Below are 17,364 nucleotides of genomic sequence, written 5' to 3'. Positions count from 1 at the left end.
ACCAATCCATGCTGCAGAACCCTTTTCGATTAATGATGTAGATTCCTATGGTGCCCAGGGAATGACCCTTGTTCAATTTGATGGAAATAACCCAACAACTACTGCCAAGGCAAGTGTCCCTATAACAGGCATCACTGTGAATAATTTAAACGGATTAGCGCTATCTTTGACCGAAAATGCTTTCTATGCTAGTGCCCTTGGATCAGCTAACTTTTACAGAATCGCTGCTGATGGGAAAGCAGAATATGTAACAACGTTAGATGGTATCGCGGGCAATGCTGTAATTTATGATGGGAAATATTATTATTCTTATGGAATTGGCGACAAAGCATTCCTAGGTTCTTATGATCTAAGTACCGGCAATAAGACTTCTACCGAAATAAAGGGCCTTGATAGCTCGGCCGCAGACTTAGGAGGCGATATTGTTGCCGATGGTGACGGCTACCTCTGGTTTTATAGAGCTAACTCAGTTATGCAGTTGGATCGAGAGACTGCGAATGTTTTACGCAGAGTCCCTATAACTAATTCAGATGGTGTAGCTATAGAGTGGGGGGTTAGAGGAATCAGCTTTTTGCCCAGCGGAAAAATGCTGCTGGCTGGCGGTAATCCTAATCCAAAATTCTATATAATTGACCCGGAAACTAATAGTACCACTTACCTAGGCGCTATGACAGGGGGTTTAATTTTTGACTTAGCATCAAGAGTTTTGCCGGAATTCGAACCCAATCGTCCAGTACTTGAATCTAAAAAAACAGCAGAGATTCTGGAAAAAGCGGAAGGTAACACCGATGTGGAACATCCGGAAGTAGGAGATACGCTTCTTTATACGATTCAGACGCGAAACACGGTCGAAAACAGTCTGGTGAAAAACCTCGTCATTTCGGATGAGATTCCGGAAGGGTTGGAATATGTATCGGGTACCCTGACTGTAGATGGTACAGTCGTCAGTGATGATCAAGATGATGATCAAGGCGAGAATGTCGGTGCTAAAGCAACCGGAAGGTTTGGAGATGTAGCGGATACCGAATGGCATACCCTTACGTTCCAAGTGAAGGTTACTTCTGGACAAGCCGGCCAGACCATTGAAAATATTGCCGCTATCACTGGCGACAATCTAGACACGCCAGACGAGCCGAACCATACCATTGACGTGTATCCGCCTGATCCGATAGAACCCCCAAACGCCTGTGCAGCACCAGTGGCGCTGATTAATGGTAGTTTTGAGGAACCGGATTTGTCGAATCTTCCTGATGATGCTATCAATCAAAGTGGTAAATCCTCTTGGATGTACATCTATGATGATTTTGTACCAGGCTGGAAAACTACCGATAGTACAGGAGTTATTGAATTTGGCTCTCCAACTAAACTTGGTATAGATCCTGATATAAATAGCAAATACCATCATATAACTGATGTCCCTGATGGAGAGCAGTATGTAGAATTAAACGCTTCTGAATCTAGTCAATTGTATCAGGATGTAAAAACAACTCCGGGACAAACGATTAGTTGGCGACTATCACACAGAGCTGCATACCATAGACATGTGCAAGGGTACGATACAATGACAGTTAGAATCGGTTCAAATACGACTGCTCCTGGTGATCTACCGGTTGTTGAAACGATAAGCACCCACACTTCTGAAGGGTGGGTAGAGTATCGTGGAACTTATACAGTTCCTGCTGGTCAAACTGTAACTCGATTTGGTTTTGAAGCAGTAGACTCGGTTCACGGGGAACCTCAAACTGGCAATTTCCTAGACGACATCTTCCTTGGCACTGAACCATGTGTTGTCGCAGAAAAAACAGCTTCTCCGGAGGGCGAAGTCTTCGCTGGCCAAGAGTTAACCTATGAAGTAACCATTAAGAACAATGGTGGAGACATTGCGGCTAATGCAGTTTTTGAGGACGCTATTCCTGAAGGTACAGTATATGTTCCAGGCTCGTTAAAAATTACAAACGGACCGGGGCAAGGCGACTTAACAGATGAAGACGATAGCGATGCCGGTCATTTCGACGGGCAGAAAGTTATTGTTAAGTTAGGAGACCTGCCAAACGCGAGCAATTTACCTGATGGAATTACCGTTCAGTTTAAAGTAAAGGCTTTAGTTAGTGATAGTATCAATCAAATTGTCAACAAAGCACAAGTAAGCTATGACAATCTATTAACAAATGAAGAAGAACAAGTCGATTCGAATGAGACGAAAACACCACTTACTTATCAGAAACCGGTGTTAGAATCGACGAAGACCGCCACCATCCAAGATAAAGCGGTTGGGAACACCGATTTGGAACATCCGGAAGTCGGGGACACGCTGCTGTACTCGATCAGTACGAAAAACACCGTAACAGACAGCTTGGTCAAAAACCTGGTCATCTCAGATGCGATTCCAGAAGGCTTGGAGTATGTAGCTGGAAGCCTGAAAGTCGATGGTCAAACCGTCACCGATGCAGAAGACGATGACAACGGCCACTACAAAGAAGGCACCGTCATCGGTCAATTCGGTGACATTACGGATACGGACGAACACACATTGACCTTCCTCGTCAAAGTAGGAGCGGGACAAGCTGGAGCAGATATTAAAAATATCGCCACTGTCGGTGGTGACAATACGGAAGTTCCAGATAAGCCAGAAGAAGAAGTACTGGTATATCCAAGAGATCCAAAGTTTGCATCCGAAAAAACGGCAGCCAACTTGGATCAGGCTAAAGAGAAATTCGAAGTTGGCGATACCGTTGTTTATACCATCAGAGCTCGAAACGCTGTATCTGAAAGTATCATTAACAACTTCACGATTACAGATAGTCTGATCGAAGGACTGGAATATGTCGAAGGCAGCTTGAAAACAAATCCGGAAGTAAATGCAACATTTGAGGATGGTACATTTACGGCAAACTTCGGTGAAGTAAAAGATACCGAGTGGCGTACACTGACCTTCCATGCCAAGATTCAGTCTGGACAATTAGGCAAGGAACTGAAAAACATTGCGACGGTGGAAGGTGAAGATGTCCCACCAGCAAAACCAGAAGTTCCGATCAAGGTTGACCCGAAAGATCCGAAGCTGGAATCTAAGAAGATCGCTAGTATCCACGAAAAAGCGGATGGCAATAAAGATGCCGATCATCCCGAAGTGGGCGACACCATTCGTTACACCATCACAACAAGGAATACGGTCGAAGATAGCTTGGTCGAAAACCTGTTCATCACGGATATGATTCCCAAAGGCTTGACCTATGTGCCAGGCAGTCTTGTAGTCGATGGTGAGGAAGTATCGGATGCCGAAGACGATGATGCAGGCCATGTCGTCGGAGGCACAGTCACAGGAACTTTTGGGAATGTGACGGATACCGCCGAACATACGGTTACCTTCTTAGTGACCGTAGACCAAGGCCAGGCTGGCGCAGACATTAAAAACATCGCCACTGTCGGTGGTGAAAATGTTCCTGAACCAGACAGCCCGGAAGAAGAAGTACTGGTATATCCAAGAGATCCAAAGTTTGAATCCGAAAAAACGGCAGCGAACTTGGATCAAGCTAAAGAGAAATACGAAGTCGGCGATATCGTAGTTTATACGATTAAAGCTCGTAATACTGTGTCGGAGAGTATCATTAACAACTTCACGATCTCGGACAAGCTGATGGAAGGACTGGAATATGTCGAAGGCAGCTTGAAAGCAGATCCGGAAGTAGATGCAGCATTTGAGAATGGCACCGTTACGGCAAACTTCGGTGAGGTCAAAGATACCGAGTGGCGTACGCTGACCTTCCATGCCAAGATTCTGTCCGGGCAATCCGGGAAGGAACTGAAAAACATTGCGATGGTGGAAGGTGAAGATGTGCCGCCAACCCATCCAGAGGTTCCGATCAAGGTTGACCCGAAAGATCCGAAGCTGGAATCTAAAAAGATCGCCAATATCCATGAAAAAGCAGATGGAAATACGGATGCCAACAACCCAGAAGTGGGCGACACCATTCGTTACACCATCACGACAAGGAATACGATCGCAGATAGCTTGGTCGAAAACCTGGTCATCACGGATATCATTCCGGAAGGTTTAACTTATGTGCCGGGCAGTCTCGAAGTCGATGGCAGCAAAGTAACCGATGCCGAAGACAATGATGCCGGTCATGTGGTAGGCGGCAAGGTCACAGGAACCTTCGGTCATGTGACGGATACCGCCGAACATACGGTTACCTTCCTGGTCACTGTAGACCAAGGCCAGGCTGGTGCAGATATTCAAAACATCGCCGTAGTCGGTGGAGACAATACGGAAGAGCCGGATGAGCCGTCGACGACAATCGAAGTATTTCCGCGGGATTCGACGCTGGAATCGGTAAAGACGGCGGTCAATCAGGAAGCCGGCAAGAGCGTGTTTGAAGTCGGCGATACCGTGATCTACACGATTAAGGCCCGCAATACGGTAAGTGACAGTCTGATCCGCAATTTCGTCATTTCCGACGTCCTACCGGAAGGCTTGGCCTACGTGCCGGGCAGTCTGAAGGTCGATGGAGAATCGGTTACCGATAGCGTGTACGCCAACCGAGCGACAGTTACCGGCAGTGTATACGCCAACCAAGCAACCGTTACCGACATTGTGTACACCAACCGAGCAATCGCTGCCGACAACAACGGCCTCGCCTATGACGATAATGGCTACGTTGCCGACGACCGGATCGTTGGAATGTATGGGGATATAACGGATACAAATTGGCATACGCTGGAGTTCAGAGCGGTGATCCAAGACGGTCAGGACGGGCGTAAGATTGTGAATGTCGCCGAAGTGACCGGAGACGACATGGATAAGCCGGGTCGGCCGACGGTAGAAATCGACGTGGAGAACAAACCACCAACCGATCCTGGTGATGGAACGGATCCCGACGACAATCGGCCACCGACGGCACCGGATGTTAAAGTAACGACACCGAAGGATACGCCGGTATCCGGCAAAATCGAAGGTGAAGATCCGGACGGCGATGATCTTACGTATGAAAAAGGCAAGGATCCGAAGCATGGCAAGGTGGAAGTAGACAAAGATGGTAACTGGACGTATACGCCAGATCCAGGCTTTGTCGGCGAGGATAGCTTCACAGTGATCGTTGATGACGGCAAAGGCGGCCGGACAGAAGTCACGATCATCGTCGAAGTGAAGGAGCCGAATACTCCGCCAACGGATCCTGGAACAGACCCAGGAAACGGAACCGACCCTGATGACAATCGTCCACCGACTTCACCGGATGTTGAAGTAACGACACCGAAGGATACGCCGGTATCCGGCAAAATCGAAGGTGAAGATCCGGATGGCGACGAACTGACGTATGAAAAAGGAAAAGATCCAAAGCATGGCAAGGTGGAAGTAGACAAAGATGGTAACTGGACCTATACACCGGATCCGGGCTTTGTCGGAGAGGACAGCTTCACGGTGATCATTGACGACGGCAAAGGCGGCCGGACAGAAGTCACGATCATTGTCGAAGTGAAGGAGCCGACAACTCCTGCGGAACCGGACGAGGACACTACCCCTCCATCCAGCGGCGGAGGAACACCTCCGACTGACTCTAATGATGAGGAAGACGAAACCTCCCCATCTGAGCCTGGAGAAGGATCCACATCCGGAGATGTTGAGATTCCTTCAGAACCAGAAGAAGTAACACCTCCGGCAGAACCGGAAGAAGAGACAGCATTACCTGCAGAACCAGAGGAAGCAGTGACTCCGGAGGTGCCTGCAGATAACGCTTCGCCGGCCCAATCGCCGGCTTCAGAGCACAACCAATTGCCGAATACATCCACCAGCTTGTATAACTTAGGAGTATTCGGAGCTCTGATTCTGCTTGCAGGCTTGCTGCTCATGAGAAGAAGAGGCGGCAAGATGCAATAATCTTAGCCATGAATTTCCATAGTGAAATCGGCTAATGGGAATACAGTATTGAGTAACCTCCTGCTTCCCCGTCCTGGGGAAGCAGGAGGTTTTCTTTAACGGCGATCGCCGTTTCTGCTTGTATGGAAAGAAGGAATGACCTCCCTTATACAGCGGACTGGGTATTTTGTCCCCCCCCCATCACCTATTAAGTCAAAAATTATTAGTTACTTTTTCCCGTTTTTTAAATCATTGGAGGAATAGATCAAAAGATGTCGAAATATTTTAAAACATGCGTTTAACCGTAGCTGGAGTTAAACATATGTATAAATCTAGCTGTGGTGGTGCCGAATACATCCACTAGCTTGTATGACTTAGGATTATTCGGAGCTCTAATTCTGTTTGCAGGCTTGCTGCTCATAAGAAGAAGAGGCAGCGAGTTGCAATAATCCCAGCCATGATTTCCTTCGTGATTTCAGGTAATGGGATACAGCATTGTTTCCCTTCTGCTTTCCCCCTCCCTTGGGAAGCAGGAGGGCTTTTTTTGCTTAAGATGCCGGTTTGGTCTAAACAATGCTTACGGCCGACAATATCGCTGAGAATTTAGATCTTGTTGCTTTTTCCGCTTTCTAGCGTTAGGCATCCTGGGGGTATGAGAAGCTCCCAAAAGGAGCTCACAAACAGATTGACAACAAGGAATAAAGAAGATATGATACTAGCATGATTAATACTAAGTAAATAGATAGGAATTATACAGTTTCTTTTATGTCACAAGTAGGGCGATCCAACGCCAAGCAGGATACATATGGTTTTGTACGAAGAAATTAAGATTTAATGGGTTAAAATTGTCTCGCCTGAGGTCGGTTTCTTGGGAAATAACGAACATTTTTATATATTAATTGACTATTATTCGTGTTTTGTATACGATGATAGAGGATTAAATAGAGGGGGAGAAACTTAGATGAAGAAAACATTTTTAGTACTGATTACATTGATTCTGTTCCTGGCTGGCTGTGCGGGAGGAGGGAAAGACAATAATAACCCGTCGGGCGGTTCAGCGAACAGCGATGGGGACAAGCCGGCAGACAAGAAGGTTGCCATGGTCCTTCCGGAAAAAATAGGAGTCAATCCGTTTTTTCAATTGATGGAAGAGGGGCTGCAGAAAGCCGGACAAGAGTTCAATGTGAAGGTTAAAACGATAGAATCTGCAGATCTGAATGCATTCGAGCAAAACATGCGTGCAGCCATCGCGGATAAATACGATCTGATTATAACCGCTACTTTCCAGGCGGAGGATGCTTTGAAGAAGCTGGCTGCCGAGAACCCGAATCAGGCGTTTGCGGTTGTCGATACTGTCGTAGATTTGCCGAACGTTCGCAGCGTAGTGTTCCGTGAATATGAATCTTCCTACTTGCTGGGGGCTCTGGTAGGTTTAATTACAGAGAAGAATACGGTAGGAATGGTAGCGGCGGATGACATCCCCATGATCAAGAAGTGGACCGTGCCGTTCGAGCAGGGCTTGAAATCTACTAATCCGGATGCCAAATTCCTGGTGAACTACGTTGGAAACTTCAACGATCCTGCCAGGGCCAAAGAATTGGCTTTGCTGCAATTTTCTCAAGGAGCGGACTTCATTGTAGGAGCTGCCGCCGTTGGCGATCTCGGGGTATTCGAGGCGGCGAAGGAGAAGGGCTTCTATACTTCCGGCCAGGATATGGACCATACCGGCAAGGATCCGGAGCATATCATCATGTCGCAAATCAAAGGAACCGATACGGCGACATACGAGACGATTAAAGATTTCGTGAGCGGAGACTTCAAGCTGGGAACGACGGTAGACTACGGATTGAAGGAAAATGGAGTGGGCCTCCCATTCGTTACTCACGAGACCAAGACCGAGCTCAGCCCGTTCATCGGTCAGGAAAATATTGATAAAGTGAAAGCAATTAATGAAGAGATTATTTCCGGCAAGCTGAAAATCGATAATCCGTTGAACTAATCGTCTTTCCGATTGCCCGACCGGCTGCGTACCCGCAGTCGGTCTCCTCATTCTCTGGCGAATGGAGGCAACACATCTGATGCTATTGCAAATGGAGCGAATTACTAAGAAATACGGTAACTTTACAGCTAATAGAGACATTGATTTCTCCCTGCAGCCGGGGGAGGTGCATGCTGTCGTCGGTGAGAACGGGGCGGGTAAGACGACACTGATGCGCATTCTGTACGGGATGGAGAAGCCTGCCTCCGGGACCATCCGGCTTCGCGGCCAAGAGGTGGTGTTTCACAATCCCTTGGAAGCGATTCGCGGCGGGATAGGGATGGTGCATCAGCATTTTATGCTGTTTCCTTCTTTTACCGTAGCGGAAAATATCGTTGCCGGAGGAGAGCCGGGCAGAGGTCCCTGGTTCAACCGCAAGCAGGCCGTCTCTCAGGTTAAGCAGCTAGGGGAGAAGTATGGCATGCCCGTGAATCCCGAGCAGCGCACCGCAGATTGCTCGGTTGGCATGCAGCAGCGCATCGAGATTTTAAAAGTACTGTACCAGGGTGCGGAAATTATTATATTGGATGAACCGACTGCCGTTCTTACACCGCTCGAAGTGAAAGAACTGCTGAAGGCCATTCAGCGGCTGGCGTCTCAAGGCAAGAGCATCATTCTGATCACTCACAAGCTTCATGAGGTGATGGAAGTCGCCGATCGAATAACGGTGCTTCGCAACGGACAGGTAACGGGGGTTCTGAATGCCGCAGATACGAACATTGAAGAAGTGTCCCGGCTGATGGTCGGCCGCGAGCTGGCTGAGAGGGTCAAGAGCAAGCCGCGGCCGGGTGAGGTCGTTCTCGACGTCAAGGATTTGACCGTGCTCGGGGATGGCAAGCCACTTCTTGATAAGGTCAGCTTTCAGGTAAGAGCCGGGGAGATCGTCGGAATTGCCGGGGTATCCGGCAACGGACAATCCGAGCTGCTTCAAGCGCTAAGCGGACTGCGCCGCGCGGATTCGGGTCAGATCCGGCTGCTCGAAGCGGATGTCCGTCAAGCATCGCCCGGCGAGGTACGGCAAGCCGGGTTGGCGCATATCCCCGAGGACCGGTATATGTGGGGGGCGGCCAGGGAGGCTTCTGTTGTTGAAAATGCGATGATGGGCCATCAGGACCGGCTGCACAAGTCCGGCTGGCTGCATAGACAGAAGATTTCCGCGATGGTTCGCGATTGGGTGGAGCGGTTTTCCATCAAAACTTCCTCGTTGGACGAGAAGGCACAGAATCTGTCCGGCGGTAATTTGCAGAAACTGATCGTGGCGCGGGAGCTGGCGCAGAACACCCCTTTTCTTATAGCGGCGGAGCCTACGCGGGGTGTAGATATCGGGGCCATGGAATTCATCCATGATCAACTGCTTCGCAAACGGGAAGACAGAGGAGCCATCCTGCTTGTTTCCTCGGAATTATCCGAAATTATGACATTGGCAGACCGGATTCTCGTTATGTTCGAGGGCCGTATCGTTGGCGAAGTAAGCGGCGAAGAGGCCGGCGAGGAGCGGATCGGTTTGTTGATGGCGGGGGGAGAAAGAACGTCATGAGCAATTGGCTAAAGAACGCATCATCTCTCCTTCATCCATTGATGGCGCTGGCTGCCGGCTTGGCCGTGGGAGCGGTAGCTATTCTGCTGGTGGGGGAATCCGTCATAAACACCTATGCAGAGATGTGGAAGGGCGCCTTCGGCAGCTTCTATTACTTGACCAATACGCTAGCCCGTGCTATTCCGATTCTGCTGATCGGCGTCGGGCTTTCTCTGGCGTTTCGTGCCGGATTTTTCAATCTGGGGGCCGAGGGCCAGATGGTGCTGGGGGGAATCACCGCAGCGCTCACTGCTCTTTATTTGCCCGGCCCGGGCTGGCTGCGGCTTATTGCCGCTCTGGTTGCGGGAATCCTGGCGGGAGGCGTCTGGGGAGCCATCGCCGGGTGGCTGGATGACCGGTTCAAAATCAACCTGATCATCTCTACACTCCTGATGAATTACATGGCGACTTATTTCGCTTCTTACCTGGTCAGCAGTCCTTTCAAGGATACGACCGGCTCGGCGGCGCTGCCGCAGACACCGATGATCGAGCCTTCGGCCTGGCTGCCCAAGCTGTTTCCCGGGTCGAGTCTCCACGCCGGAATCTTCCTGGCTGTAGCGGCCGCCATCCTGATTCATCTGCTCGTCAAATATTCTGTCTTCGGATATGAGGTCAACATGATCGGGCGTAATCCGTTATTCGCCTCTTACGGCGGTGTCCGCAGAGGTCCGATGATGCTGGCCGGGCTGTTTATCAGCGGCGGCCTGGCTGGGCTCGCGGGCTCCGTGGAAGTGCTGGGCATGCAGTACCGATACCTGGACGGTGCCCTAATTACGCCCAACTATGCCTGGACCGGACTGATGGCTGCTCTGATCGCCGGCTCCAACCCTATCGGTGCGGCACTGGCTTCCTTGCTGCTGGCAGCCCTGCAGACGGGGGCCATGGGTGTGGAGAGAAACACAGAGGTGCCTCTGGAAATTGCCAGCGTCATCCAAGCGGCGATCGTGCTGTTCGTGTCGGCCAAATTCGGACTTGCCTTATTCAAACGGAGAAAGGAGCGGAAAGCCAATGGATCAGCTGTTTGACCTTTCTCTATTGAATTCGATGATCCGCATGGTGACCCCGATTTTGCTCGCCGCTCTGGGAGGCATGCTGTGCGCAAGGGCCGGCCTGTTCAATGTCGGTCTGGAAGGCTTTGTGCTGGTGGGGGCATTCTCGGCCATCGTCGGCAACCATTATCTGGGGAACGTCTGGTTGGCCGTATTATTCGCCGTTGTATGCGTCGTCATGTATTCCTTGTTGTTTGCCTATACCAGCATCCATTTGAAGGCCAACGAAATTGTGGTCGGAATCTCGCTCAATTTTCTCGCTCTTGGTCTAACGACCTTCTGCTTGCGAACTATATTTCATGTAAAAGGCGCTTATCGCGATAACGAGATGATCGGGCTTCCCAAATGGGACATTCCCATCATCAGCGACATACCTGTAGTCGGGAACATTGTTGGAGGCCATTCTCCGCTCGTGTTCCTGACGTTCCTCTTCGTTATCCTGCTGCATCTGTTCTTCCGGAAGACGGTGTCCGGCTTCAGACTGCTTGCGGTGGGAGAGAACCCGGTCGCTGCCCGGAGCATGGGGATGAGCGTACCGCGTTATCAGTATTCCGCAGTCATTATGTGCGGAGTGCTGTGCGGTCTCGCCGGAGCGCAGCTGTCGCTCGGCCAATTGACGATGTTCGCCGAAGGAATGACCGCAGGACGCGGATTTATCGCACTCGTGGCGATGATGCTGGGCCAGTCCCATCCGCTAGGGGTCATGCTGGCCAGTCTCTTCTTCGGATTGATGGATGCTTTAAGCATTCGCCTGCAAGGATTTTCGCTGCCGACGCAGTTTACATCCATGATCCCTTACGCAGTTACTTTCGCGGCTCTCTTCTTCTTCAAGGGGAAGAAGGGGCTCGGCGATGCCGGGAAGTCAGGCGGAAGCTCCCGATAGCGGAGGAAGGACGGCAACCGCCGAACGGCAATATCAGTTTGAGGAGGAACGACCTATGTATCTGCCTATTTTGCAAATTCATTCGGAGGACATGCCTCCTTATGCCATCGTATGCGGTGATCCGCGCCGGGCCAAGGCGATAGCGGATAAGCTTCAGAATGCCAAGGAATTGGCTTTCGCCCGAGAATATCGCACCTTAGTCGGGGAATATAATGGCGTCCGGCTGGCCGTCGTCAGCCACGGAGTCGGTTCACCCGGAGCCGCAGTCTGCTTCGAAGAGCTTATCCGCGCAGGGGTTAAGACCTTGATCCGCGTCGGAACATGCGGCTCATATCATGCGGATATTCCTGCGGGAAGTCTGGTCATCAGCTTCGCTGCGGCGAGAGAAGAGGGATTGACCAAGCAGCTTGTACCTTCCGGGTTCCCGGCGGTGGCGGACCCCGGGATCATTGCGGCGCTGGAGGCAGCCGCGGCGGAGGTCCCGGGAAGCGGCGTAGTGCGCACGGGCATTACGGTTTGCTATGACGCTTTCTTCACCGGGGTGGAGGAGCTGCCGCATCGGAAGTACAAGCAAGCGGGCATCCTCGCCGTGGAGATGGAGATCGCGGCGTTATATGTGGTTTCCTCTCTGCGCGGAGCACGGGCCGGCGCCATTCTGGCGGTGGACGGCTTCGCTGATGAAGATTTGTCGGAAGTGTACGATCCCCATACCGATGCCGTGGCGCAAGCGGTAGAACGGGAAATCGGGATTGCGCTGGAAGCTATTGCCCGTTTGGCCCGGAGCGAATGAGCCGAGCCCATCTGTGGAAGCAAGCCGGATTAAGCCGACCCAGCAGAGCGGGTAAGAGGCAAGGTAAGGGCAGGCTATAAAATGAAGCGAAGCTTGGCCTGATATTCCAATAGAAAAAGACATGATCTATATTGAACGGTTAGCAACGCGCGCGGAAAACCGCGCGCGTTGCGGCGTTGTGTACGGAGCTCCAGCGTCTGCGCGGAGGAAGAAGCAGGCATTGGAGCCGCTCTTCCTTGGCCGGACCGGTCTTAACTATCGTTCTCCTCAAGGATCTAAAGGACAAAAAACAGGTTCTCAGGAGTGGGGGCGACCGTTTGCAAAAGCTGCCCATTCTGCCCCGGTTGTGATGCAACCTCGGGCTGTCCCGCAATGGGAGTTCCTCCGCCGTTGCCGCCGTTGCCGCCGTTGCCGCCACTGGCGCCCCCGCCGCCGCCAACGGTGATTATGCCGGTAACCCCGGGCGAGTTAGTCCCTCCCATGCCGCCATTCAGTTGGATCGTTCCTGTCACAATGGGCGGACTTGGGGAAATAAGGTGGACAATCCCTCCGCCTCCGCCTCCACCGCCGCCTTCGCCATCTCCGCCGTTGCCATTCCAGCCATCGGCTCCATTTCCACCGCTCACGCTTAGCGTTCCTTCAACGGTGATACCCCCTTTGGCCAGGATTACAATTACACCGCCTGCTCCTCCGCCGCTTCCAACAATGCCTCTTCCGGGAATTTGCGGATTCGTTCCGTCGCTGCCGTTGGCTGTAATAACGGCTCCGCCGGCAATAAGAACTGGGCCTTTGGCCAGCAGAATCAAGCCGCCTCCGCCTTCTCCGCCGCTCCCCTGAAGCACCCGGCTTCCTGCACCGCCGGCAGCGGCCTCGGGAATTACCTGAGCAGCCTGCAGGGAAGCAAGCCCGATTCCGCCGTTATACGGTCCTGCGTCCGCAACCGATATGCCGAAGTTCGGGGTTCCGTTGCCTGAGTCCGCGGCCCCCGTAAGGACTTGAACCGCACCGGTAACCATAATATCTCCCGTCGACTGCAGCGTGATGCCGCTAGGAAGAATGAGAGTCCCGGCAATTTCAATTCTGGAATATTGCAGGTTCAACCCTGCGGGCAGCGCAGCAAGTCCGCCGGGGGTGCTCAGGTCCAGCACTTGTCCGCTGGCGACAAGAAGCTCTCCGGCAGAGCCGTCCCCGTAAATGGCAAGCGCCCCGTCGGCTCCCTGTGGCCCGGGTGCACCTATTGGCCCCTGTGGCCCAGGAAAGCCTTGAGGCCCCCGAAGACCTCGGCGCCCTCGTAAACCCCGCAGCCCCCGGAGTTTTCTAAGCCTGATCATTTTCAGCTTAAGAGGCTGGCATCTTAATTTCTTTGTCCTTGCTTTAACGGGAAATCTTCCTCGAGACGCGGCTTTCCTTCGGCAAACCAGGTTCTTTTTGCAGCACAACATATGACCATAACCTCCTCCCGCTATTTGACTCAGTGTATGCGCCGAAAGCAGACAAGAAGTGGTCACGTGACTATGAAGCAGCCTATTTACACCGAATTATGATCAGGGCCGGGGCGGGAATATTCCCTGCAAGGCAATACAGTAATTGAGCACAAGAAAAGGCTGCATATTATTGTGCGGCTGATTGCCGCCAACCGCAGCTATCGCGCCCGGACTCATCGGCGAGTTCCCGGATTGGTTATAAGTGAGGCTATCGGCCAATGCCCATGTGCTGTTGGCAGGAAGAACGGTATTAGCGGCCTCCGAGCTTCCAACCGCTTGGTGGGTATGGCTTGGCATTTCAGCAATAGTAAGAGTATGCAGCTCTTCTCCTCCGGCCTGGCCAATTTCATCCGTTGTTCTTCGATGGATGGCCACTCTGCGTCTCAAATCGGGCAGTGCAAAATGGGTGGTCCCATTACCGCCATACATGAATCCCAGCAGGGAAAACAAAGGCTGGTTTTGGTTGATCGGCAGCAACTGACCGTCACAGAATGCCCATCCTACCGGTGCATAGTTAAAAGCAAACAATCGAATTTCGCCTAAAAATGGATCGGCCATCTAAGTTCCTCCTATTCATGTTGATTTCCACACCATTCCATAACGGCGTAAGGTTCCTGATTCTCTACCGGATAAAAACCTAAGCGTTCGTACAAAGAGATGGCGGGATTGGAACGGATGACTTGTAGCCGAACAGGCTTCCCATGCGTTTCGGCTCTCTTCTGCAGCTCTTTCAAGAAAGCGGTACCGATCCCGGCATTTCGATACTCCGGCAGAAGGGAAATATCGATCAGTCGTATCTCTTGAGGTGATTCGTCCAAGATGATTCTCCCTATCCTTACGCCTTGCTTGTAGAGAATGCTGTATTGGGCCCAAGGATACTGAAGCCTATAGGACCGCTGCTGCAGATCAAACTGCATGCGCAAGAACCCGTCCCGTTCCTCGTCCCCCCAACCCCAGGCAGTTACTTCTTCATGACGTGTACTGCGGTACACTTCGTAGAGAAATGCTTCGTCTTCCGTCGTGGCATCAACTAACGTCACCATTGACCAGCAACAATCCTTCCCCTGAGATTTGGTATAGTCTATGCGAGCCTATCCATGTGAGGCACAGGATGTCATACGGTGCGGGACAAAAATATCTGACCTTTTTCGTTCTTAAGTAATAGATAAAAATCGTGCTGGGAAGAATAGGAACATCGGATTTTTGCCCATGGAGGCGAGTCAGGAAGAAATGGTGCATTAATTGCGCTATAATAGAAAGAAAGTCGCAAGCAAAGGCAGGTGGTATTATGGCAAATACCCATGTATACACGAGGCGGGAGGAGATCGCTAACGCCGCAATTCACGGCTTCGGGGCCGTGCTCAGCGTGGCTGCTCTCGTTCTGCTGATTGTATTCGCCAGTTTACAAGGAACCGCGCTGCATGTCGTAAGCTTCGTTGTTTACGGAGTGACCATGCTGCTGCTTTACCTGAGCTCAACGCTCGTTCACAGCTTCCCGGAGGGGAAGGTTAAAGATCTGTTCGAAATCTTCGACCATTCGGCCATTTACTTGTTTATCGCCGGCACCTATACCCCGATACTGCTTCATGTCGTGCAGGGGACGCTGGGTTGGGTCTTGTTCGGAGTGATATGGGGCATCGCAGCTTTGGGAGTGCTGTTCAAGTCCTTCTTTACGAAGCAATTTTTGTTTACCTCCACGATTCTCTATATCGCCATGGGATGGCTGATTGTGTTCGCCTGGCAGCCTCTCGTTGCCAATTTAAGCGGAACGGGATTGATTCTGCTCGTTGTCGGAGGTATATTTTATACCGCGGGGACGGTTTTCTACGTTTGGCGGAGCTTCCCTTACCACCATGCGATTTGGCATCTATTCGTACTCGCAGGCTCCATCTTCCACTTCTTCGCTATCCTGCTGCATGTTCTTCCCTAGTACATAAGGCGCTAACCGGTTTCCGATTCCATCCGGTTCGGATTACGGCAGCGCCTTATTTTAAGTTTCACCTATGCCTGTTCTTATATTTCATCGGTAACCGCGCCTGCCCAAAGGACGGCGATATCCGTTTATCCTTGATGGAGAAGCTGGCCGCTGTAAGTCATTCCCGTTTATTCCTCCGATTCCAGAGCATGCACCAGTCGGGGCCAATGGATTTGCAACGGCTTCCGATTCCCCGCTCTGCGAACAATATGCTCCTTCGTCAACTCGTTGAGAAGCGCCGTTACGGTTTCACGGACACTGCCCATCATGGCGGCCAATTCTTGGTGAGTAATGGAGATATCCAATTGAATCCATCCGTCTTCGTCAGGCCGGCGGCCGGTTCCCGTCCAATTCGTTCCAAACTTCTCGGCCATTTTACGCAGCAGATAAAGAAGTCTTCTTCGAACACTGCCATAGGCCATATATTCAAGCAGTTCCTCCACTTCTTTAAGTCGATTGGAGATGATTTCAATAAGCTTCAAGGATAGCTGCGGATGTTCGCGTAAAATTTGTTCCAGCTGAGGCTGCTCCATCTTGCATATCACGCAATCCTCCCAGGCTTGGGCGTACATATTTTCAGAACCTGTGGTAAAAGATCCGAATTCGCCGAACACATGACCTTTTCCCAATAAATCGAGAGTAAGCTCCTTGCCGCTGCCCGATAATTTGTACAAGCGGACGGTGCCGGATTTAATTAGATACAGAATCTTGGAATCCATATGCGGAGAGGCAATGATGGTTCCCTTCTTAACGACGCGGATCGGTGTGACCGGCTCTATTTGTTTCAATTCTTCCAGTTCCAGCTCTTGAAAAAGCTGTATTCTCGATAAATATTTTATCTTGTCCATGGAAAAACCCCTTCAATAGCAGGATCAATGTAGTCTGCACTACTTATTGTTTTGCCTAAACATAGTACCCTTATATACAAGTTGTCGATTAATGGTGTACAACCAAGATTATGCGAAAAACCTCTACGGTTTGATCGTAACGGAACCTAGAGACCTTAACTGCTCCAAAAAGGCCTTTCGCTACCGTTTAACGGACTCAGATGACCTTATTCCGAAGAAATACACGCGAAATTAGTAAGATTCTATGAAATAAGCGCATTTGTTTCCGTTAATTTAAAAAAACAGCTTATTTAGACGAAATAGGGTCTCTCATGTCCGTTACATTTTCAACGATCCTGTGCAAAACCATGGGGCCTTATCGCTAGAACAGTCACTCTATAGTTCGTCTTTTCTATCATTAATCGATAGCCAAATATATTGAGGTTATTCTATAGATTCTATCAAATGGAGGGGACGGGAAGAAATATGGTTATTATTATAGTTCAAGTGATTCTAATCGTTATGTTCGGGATATCGGTTACGATGAAGCTGCTGCGCACACGATCCATGGTTCAGCATTGGAAGGAATATCGTTATCCCATGTGGTTCATGAATGTCGTTGCTTTGTTGGAGTTAGCCGGTGTCATTGGACTCCTGGCAGCTTTCTGGGTTCCGGTCCTCCTGAAAGCTCCCGCTGCTCTCCTGATCATTCTTATGCTGGGGGCTATTCACGCTCATCTGGTCAGGGCCAAACATAAGCCCATTATGGCATTGAATGCTTGTGCCATGCTAATATTATCTATTGTAATTATTGTACTGGAGGGCTCCGCCGGAATGTAAAATAGTGGGAATCCCGCCGTCCGGCAAACAAATTCGTAACTACAGAAAAGA

The 17,364-nt window shown here is 50.7% G+C and carries 12 protein-coding genes; 8 read left to right on the top strand and 4 right to left on the bottom strand.

What is annotated here, in order from left to right; translation table 11 throughout:
• Positions 1-61 precede the first annotated feature (61 nt).
• The 6 genes from ACFQ03_RS22765 (at position 62) to ACFQ03_RS22740 (ending at position 12,187) form a co-directional block, all read left to right on the top strand.
• Positions 62-5,872: an isopeptide-forming domain-containing fimbrial protein gene (locus tag ACFQ03_RS22765; RefSeq protein WP_379291199.1), complete on the top strand. Its 5,811-nt coding sequence runs from the start codon at positions 62-64 to the stop codon at positions 5,870-5,872.
• Between the two features lie 940 nt (positions 5,873-6,812).
• Positions 6,813-7,850 carry a BMP family lipoprotein gene (locus tag ACFQ03_RS22760; RefSeq protein WP_144934841.1) on the top strand — a complete coding sequence of 346 codons (1,038 nt, stop codon included), beginning with the start codon at positions 6,813-6,815 and terminating at the stop codon, positions 7,848-7,850.
• A 79-nt stretch (positions 7,851-7,929) separates the two neighbouring features.
• On the top strand, positions 7,930-9,426 hold the full coding sequence (locus ACFQ03_RS22755; RefSeq protein ID WP_379291197.1) for an ABC transporter ATP-binding protein: 1,497 nt from the start codon (positions 7,930-7,932) through the stop codon (positions 9,424-9,426).
• Positions 9,423-10,490, top strand: coding sequence for an ABC transporter permease (locus tag ACFQ03_RS22750; RefSeq protein WP_144934847.1), 1,068 nt, complete (start codon positions 9,423-9,425; stop codon positions 10,488-10,490). The genes ACFQ03_RS22755 and ACFQ03_RS22750 overlap by 4 nt, the downstream gene beginning before the upstream one ends.
• Complete coding sequence (locus ACFQ03_RS22745; protein WP_379291194.1) at positions 10,474-11,397, top strand: ABC transporter permease; 924 nt, start codon at positions 10,474-10,476, stop codon at positions 11,395-11,397. The genes ACFQ03_RS22750 and ACFQ03_RS22745 overlap by 17 nt, the downstream gene beginning before the upstream one ends.
• A gap of 55 nt (positions 11,398-11,452) precedes the next feature.
• Positions 11,453-12,187, top strand: a complete 735-nt coding sequence (locus ACFQ03_RS22740) for a nucleoside phosphorylase (RefSeq protein ID WP_379291221.1) — start codon at positions 11,453-11,455, stop codon at positions 12,185-12,187.
• A gap of 275 nt (positions 12,188-12,462) precedes the next feature.
• Here ACFQ03_RS22740 and ACFQ03_RS22735 read toward each other — a convergent pair whose 3' ends face one another.
• From ACFQ03_RS22735 to ACFQ03_RS22725, 3 genes are all read right to left on the bottom strand, one after another.
• Complete coding sequence (locus tag ACFQ03_RS22735; protein WP_379291192.1) at positions 12,463-13,629, bottom strand: hypothetical protein; 1,167 nt, start codon at positions 13,627-13,629, stop codon at positions 12,463-12,465.
• A gap of 102 nt (positions 13,630-13,731) precedes the next feature.
• Positions 13,732-14,229: a phage tail protein gene (locus ACFQ03_RS22730; protein WP_379291190.1), complete on the bottom strand. Its 498-nt coding sequence runs from the start codon at positions 14,227-14,229 to the stop codon at positions 13,732-13,734.
• 11 nt (positions 14,230-14,240) lie between these two features.
• On the bottom strand, positions 14,241-14,714 hold the full coding sequence (locus tag ACFQ03_RS22725) for a GNAT family N-acetyltransferase (protein WP_379291188.1): 474 nt from the start codon (positions 14,712-14,714) through the stop codon (positions 14,241-14,243).
• Positions 14,715-14,959: 245 nt separating this feature from the next.
• Here ACFQ03_RS22725 and trhA point away from each other — a divergent pair, with 245 nt between their 5' ends.
• Positions 14,960-15,601, top strand: coding sequence for a PAQR family membrane homeostasis protein TrhA (gene trhA, locus ACFQ03_RS22720; RefSeq protein WP_379291186.1), 642 nt, complete (start codon positions 14,960-14,962; stop codon positions 15,599-15,601).
• Between the two features lie 173 nt (positions 15,602-15,774).
• Here the strand turns inward: trhA and ACFQ03_RS22715 are convergent, their stop codons facing one another.
• Positions 15,775-16,494 (bottom strand): Crp/Fnr family transcriptional regulator, encoded by a 720-nt coding sequence (locus tag ACFQ03_RS22715; RefSeq protein ID WP_379291184.1) that lies wholly within the window; start codon positions 16,492-16,494, stop codon positions 15,775-15,777.
• 465 nt (positions 16,495-16,959) lie between these two features.
• On the opposite strand from ACFQ03_RS22715, the gene ACFQ03_RS22710 reads away from it, so the two are divergent.
• Positions 16,960-17,313 (top strand): DoxX family protein, encoded by a 354-nt coding sequence (locus ACFQ03_RS22710; protein WP_379291182.1) that lies wholly within the window; start codon positions 16,960-16,962, stop codon positions 17,311-17,313.
• Positions 17,314-17,364: the final 51 nt, after the last annotated feature.

Origin of the sequence: Paenibacillus residui (genome assembly GCF_042677205.1) — a bacterium.
Lineage (GTDB): Bacteria > Bacillota > Bacilli > Paenibacillales > NBRC-103111 > Paenibacillus_L > Paenibacillus_L residui.
The sequence above is the reverse complement of the archived record's forward strand: the minus strand, read 5'-3'. Positions and strand labels throughout refer to the sequence as shown.

Bases quoted from the DNA above. Each gene is read 5' to 3' on its own strand.
- ACFQ03_RS22725 (WP_379291188.1), bottom strand. From the start codon at position 14,714: ATGGTGACGTTAGTTGATGCCACGACGGAAGACGAAGCATTTCTCTAC.
- ACFQ03_RS22760 (WP_144934841.1), top strand. From the start codon at position 6,813: ATGAAGAAAACATTTTTAGTACTGATTACATTGATTCTGTTCCTGGCT.
- ACFQ03_RS22750 (WP_144934847.1), top strand. From the start codon at position 9,423: ATGAGCAATTGGCTAAAGAACGCATCATCTCTCCTTCATCCATTGATG.
- ACFQ03_RS22715 (WP_379291184.1), bottom strand. From the start codon at position 16,494: ATGGACAAGATAAAATATTTATCGAGAATACAGCTTTTTCAAGAGCTG.
- ACFQ03_RS22765 (WP_379291199.1), top strand. From the start codon at position 62: ATGACCCTTGTTCAATTTGATGGAAATAACCCAACAACTACTGCCAAG.
- ACFQ03_RS22735 (WP_379291192.1), bottom strand. From the start codon at position 13,629: ATGTTGTGCTGCAAAAAGAACCTGGTTTGCCGAAGGAAAGCCGCGTCT.
- ACFQ03_RS22710 (WP_379291182.1), top strand. From the start codon at position 16,960: ATGGTTATTATTATAGTTCAAGTGATTCTAATCGTTATGTTCGGGATA.
- ACFQ03_RS22745 (WP_379291194.1), top strand. From the start codon at position 10,474: ATGGATCAGCTGTTTGACCTTTCTCTATTGAATTCGATGATCCGCATG.
- ACFQ03_RS22755 (WP_379291197.1), top strand. From the start codon at position 7,930: ATGCTATTGCAAATGGAGCGAATTACTAAGAAATACGGTAACTTTACA.
- ACFQ03_RS22730 (WP_379291190.1), bottom strand. From the start codon at position 14,229: ATGGCCGATCCATTTTTAGGCGAAATTCGATTGTTTGCTTTTAACTAT.
- ACFQ03_RS22740 (WP_379291221.1), top strand. From the start codon at position 11,453: ATGTATCTGCCTATTTTGCAAATTCATTCGGAGGACATGCCTCCTTAT.
- trhA (WP_379291186.1), top strand. From the start codon at position 14,960: ATGGCAAATACCCATGTATACACGAGGCGGGAGGAGATCGCTAACGCC.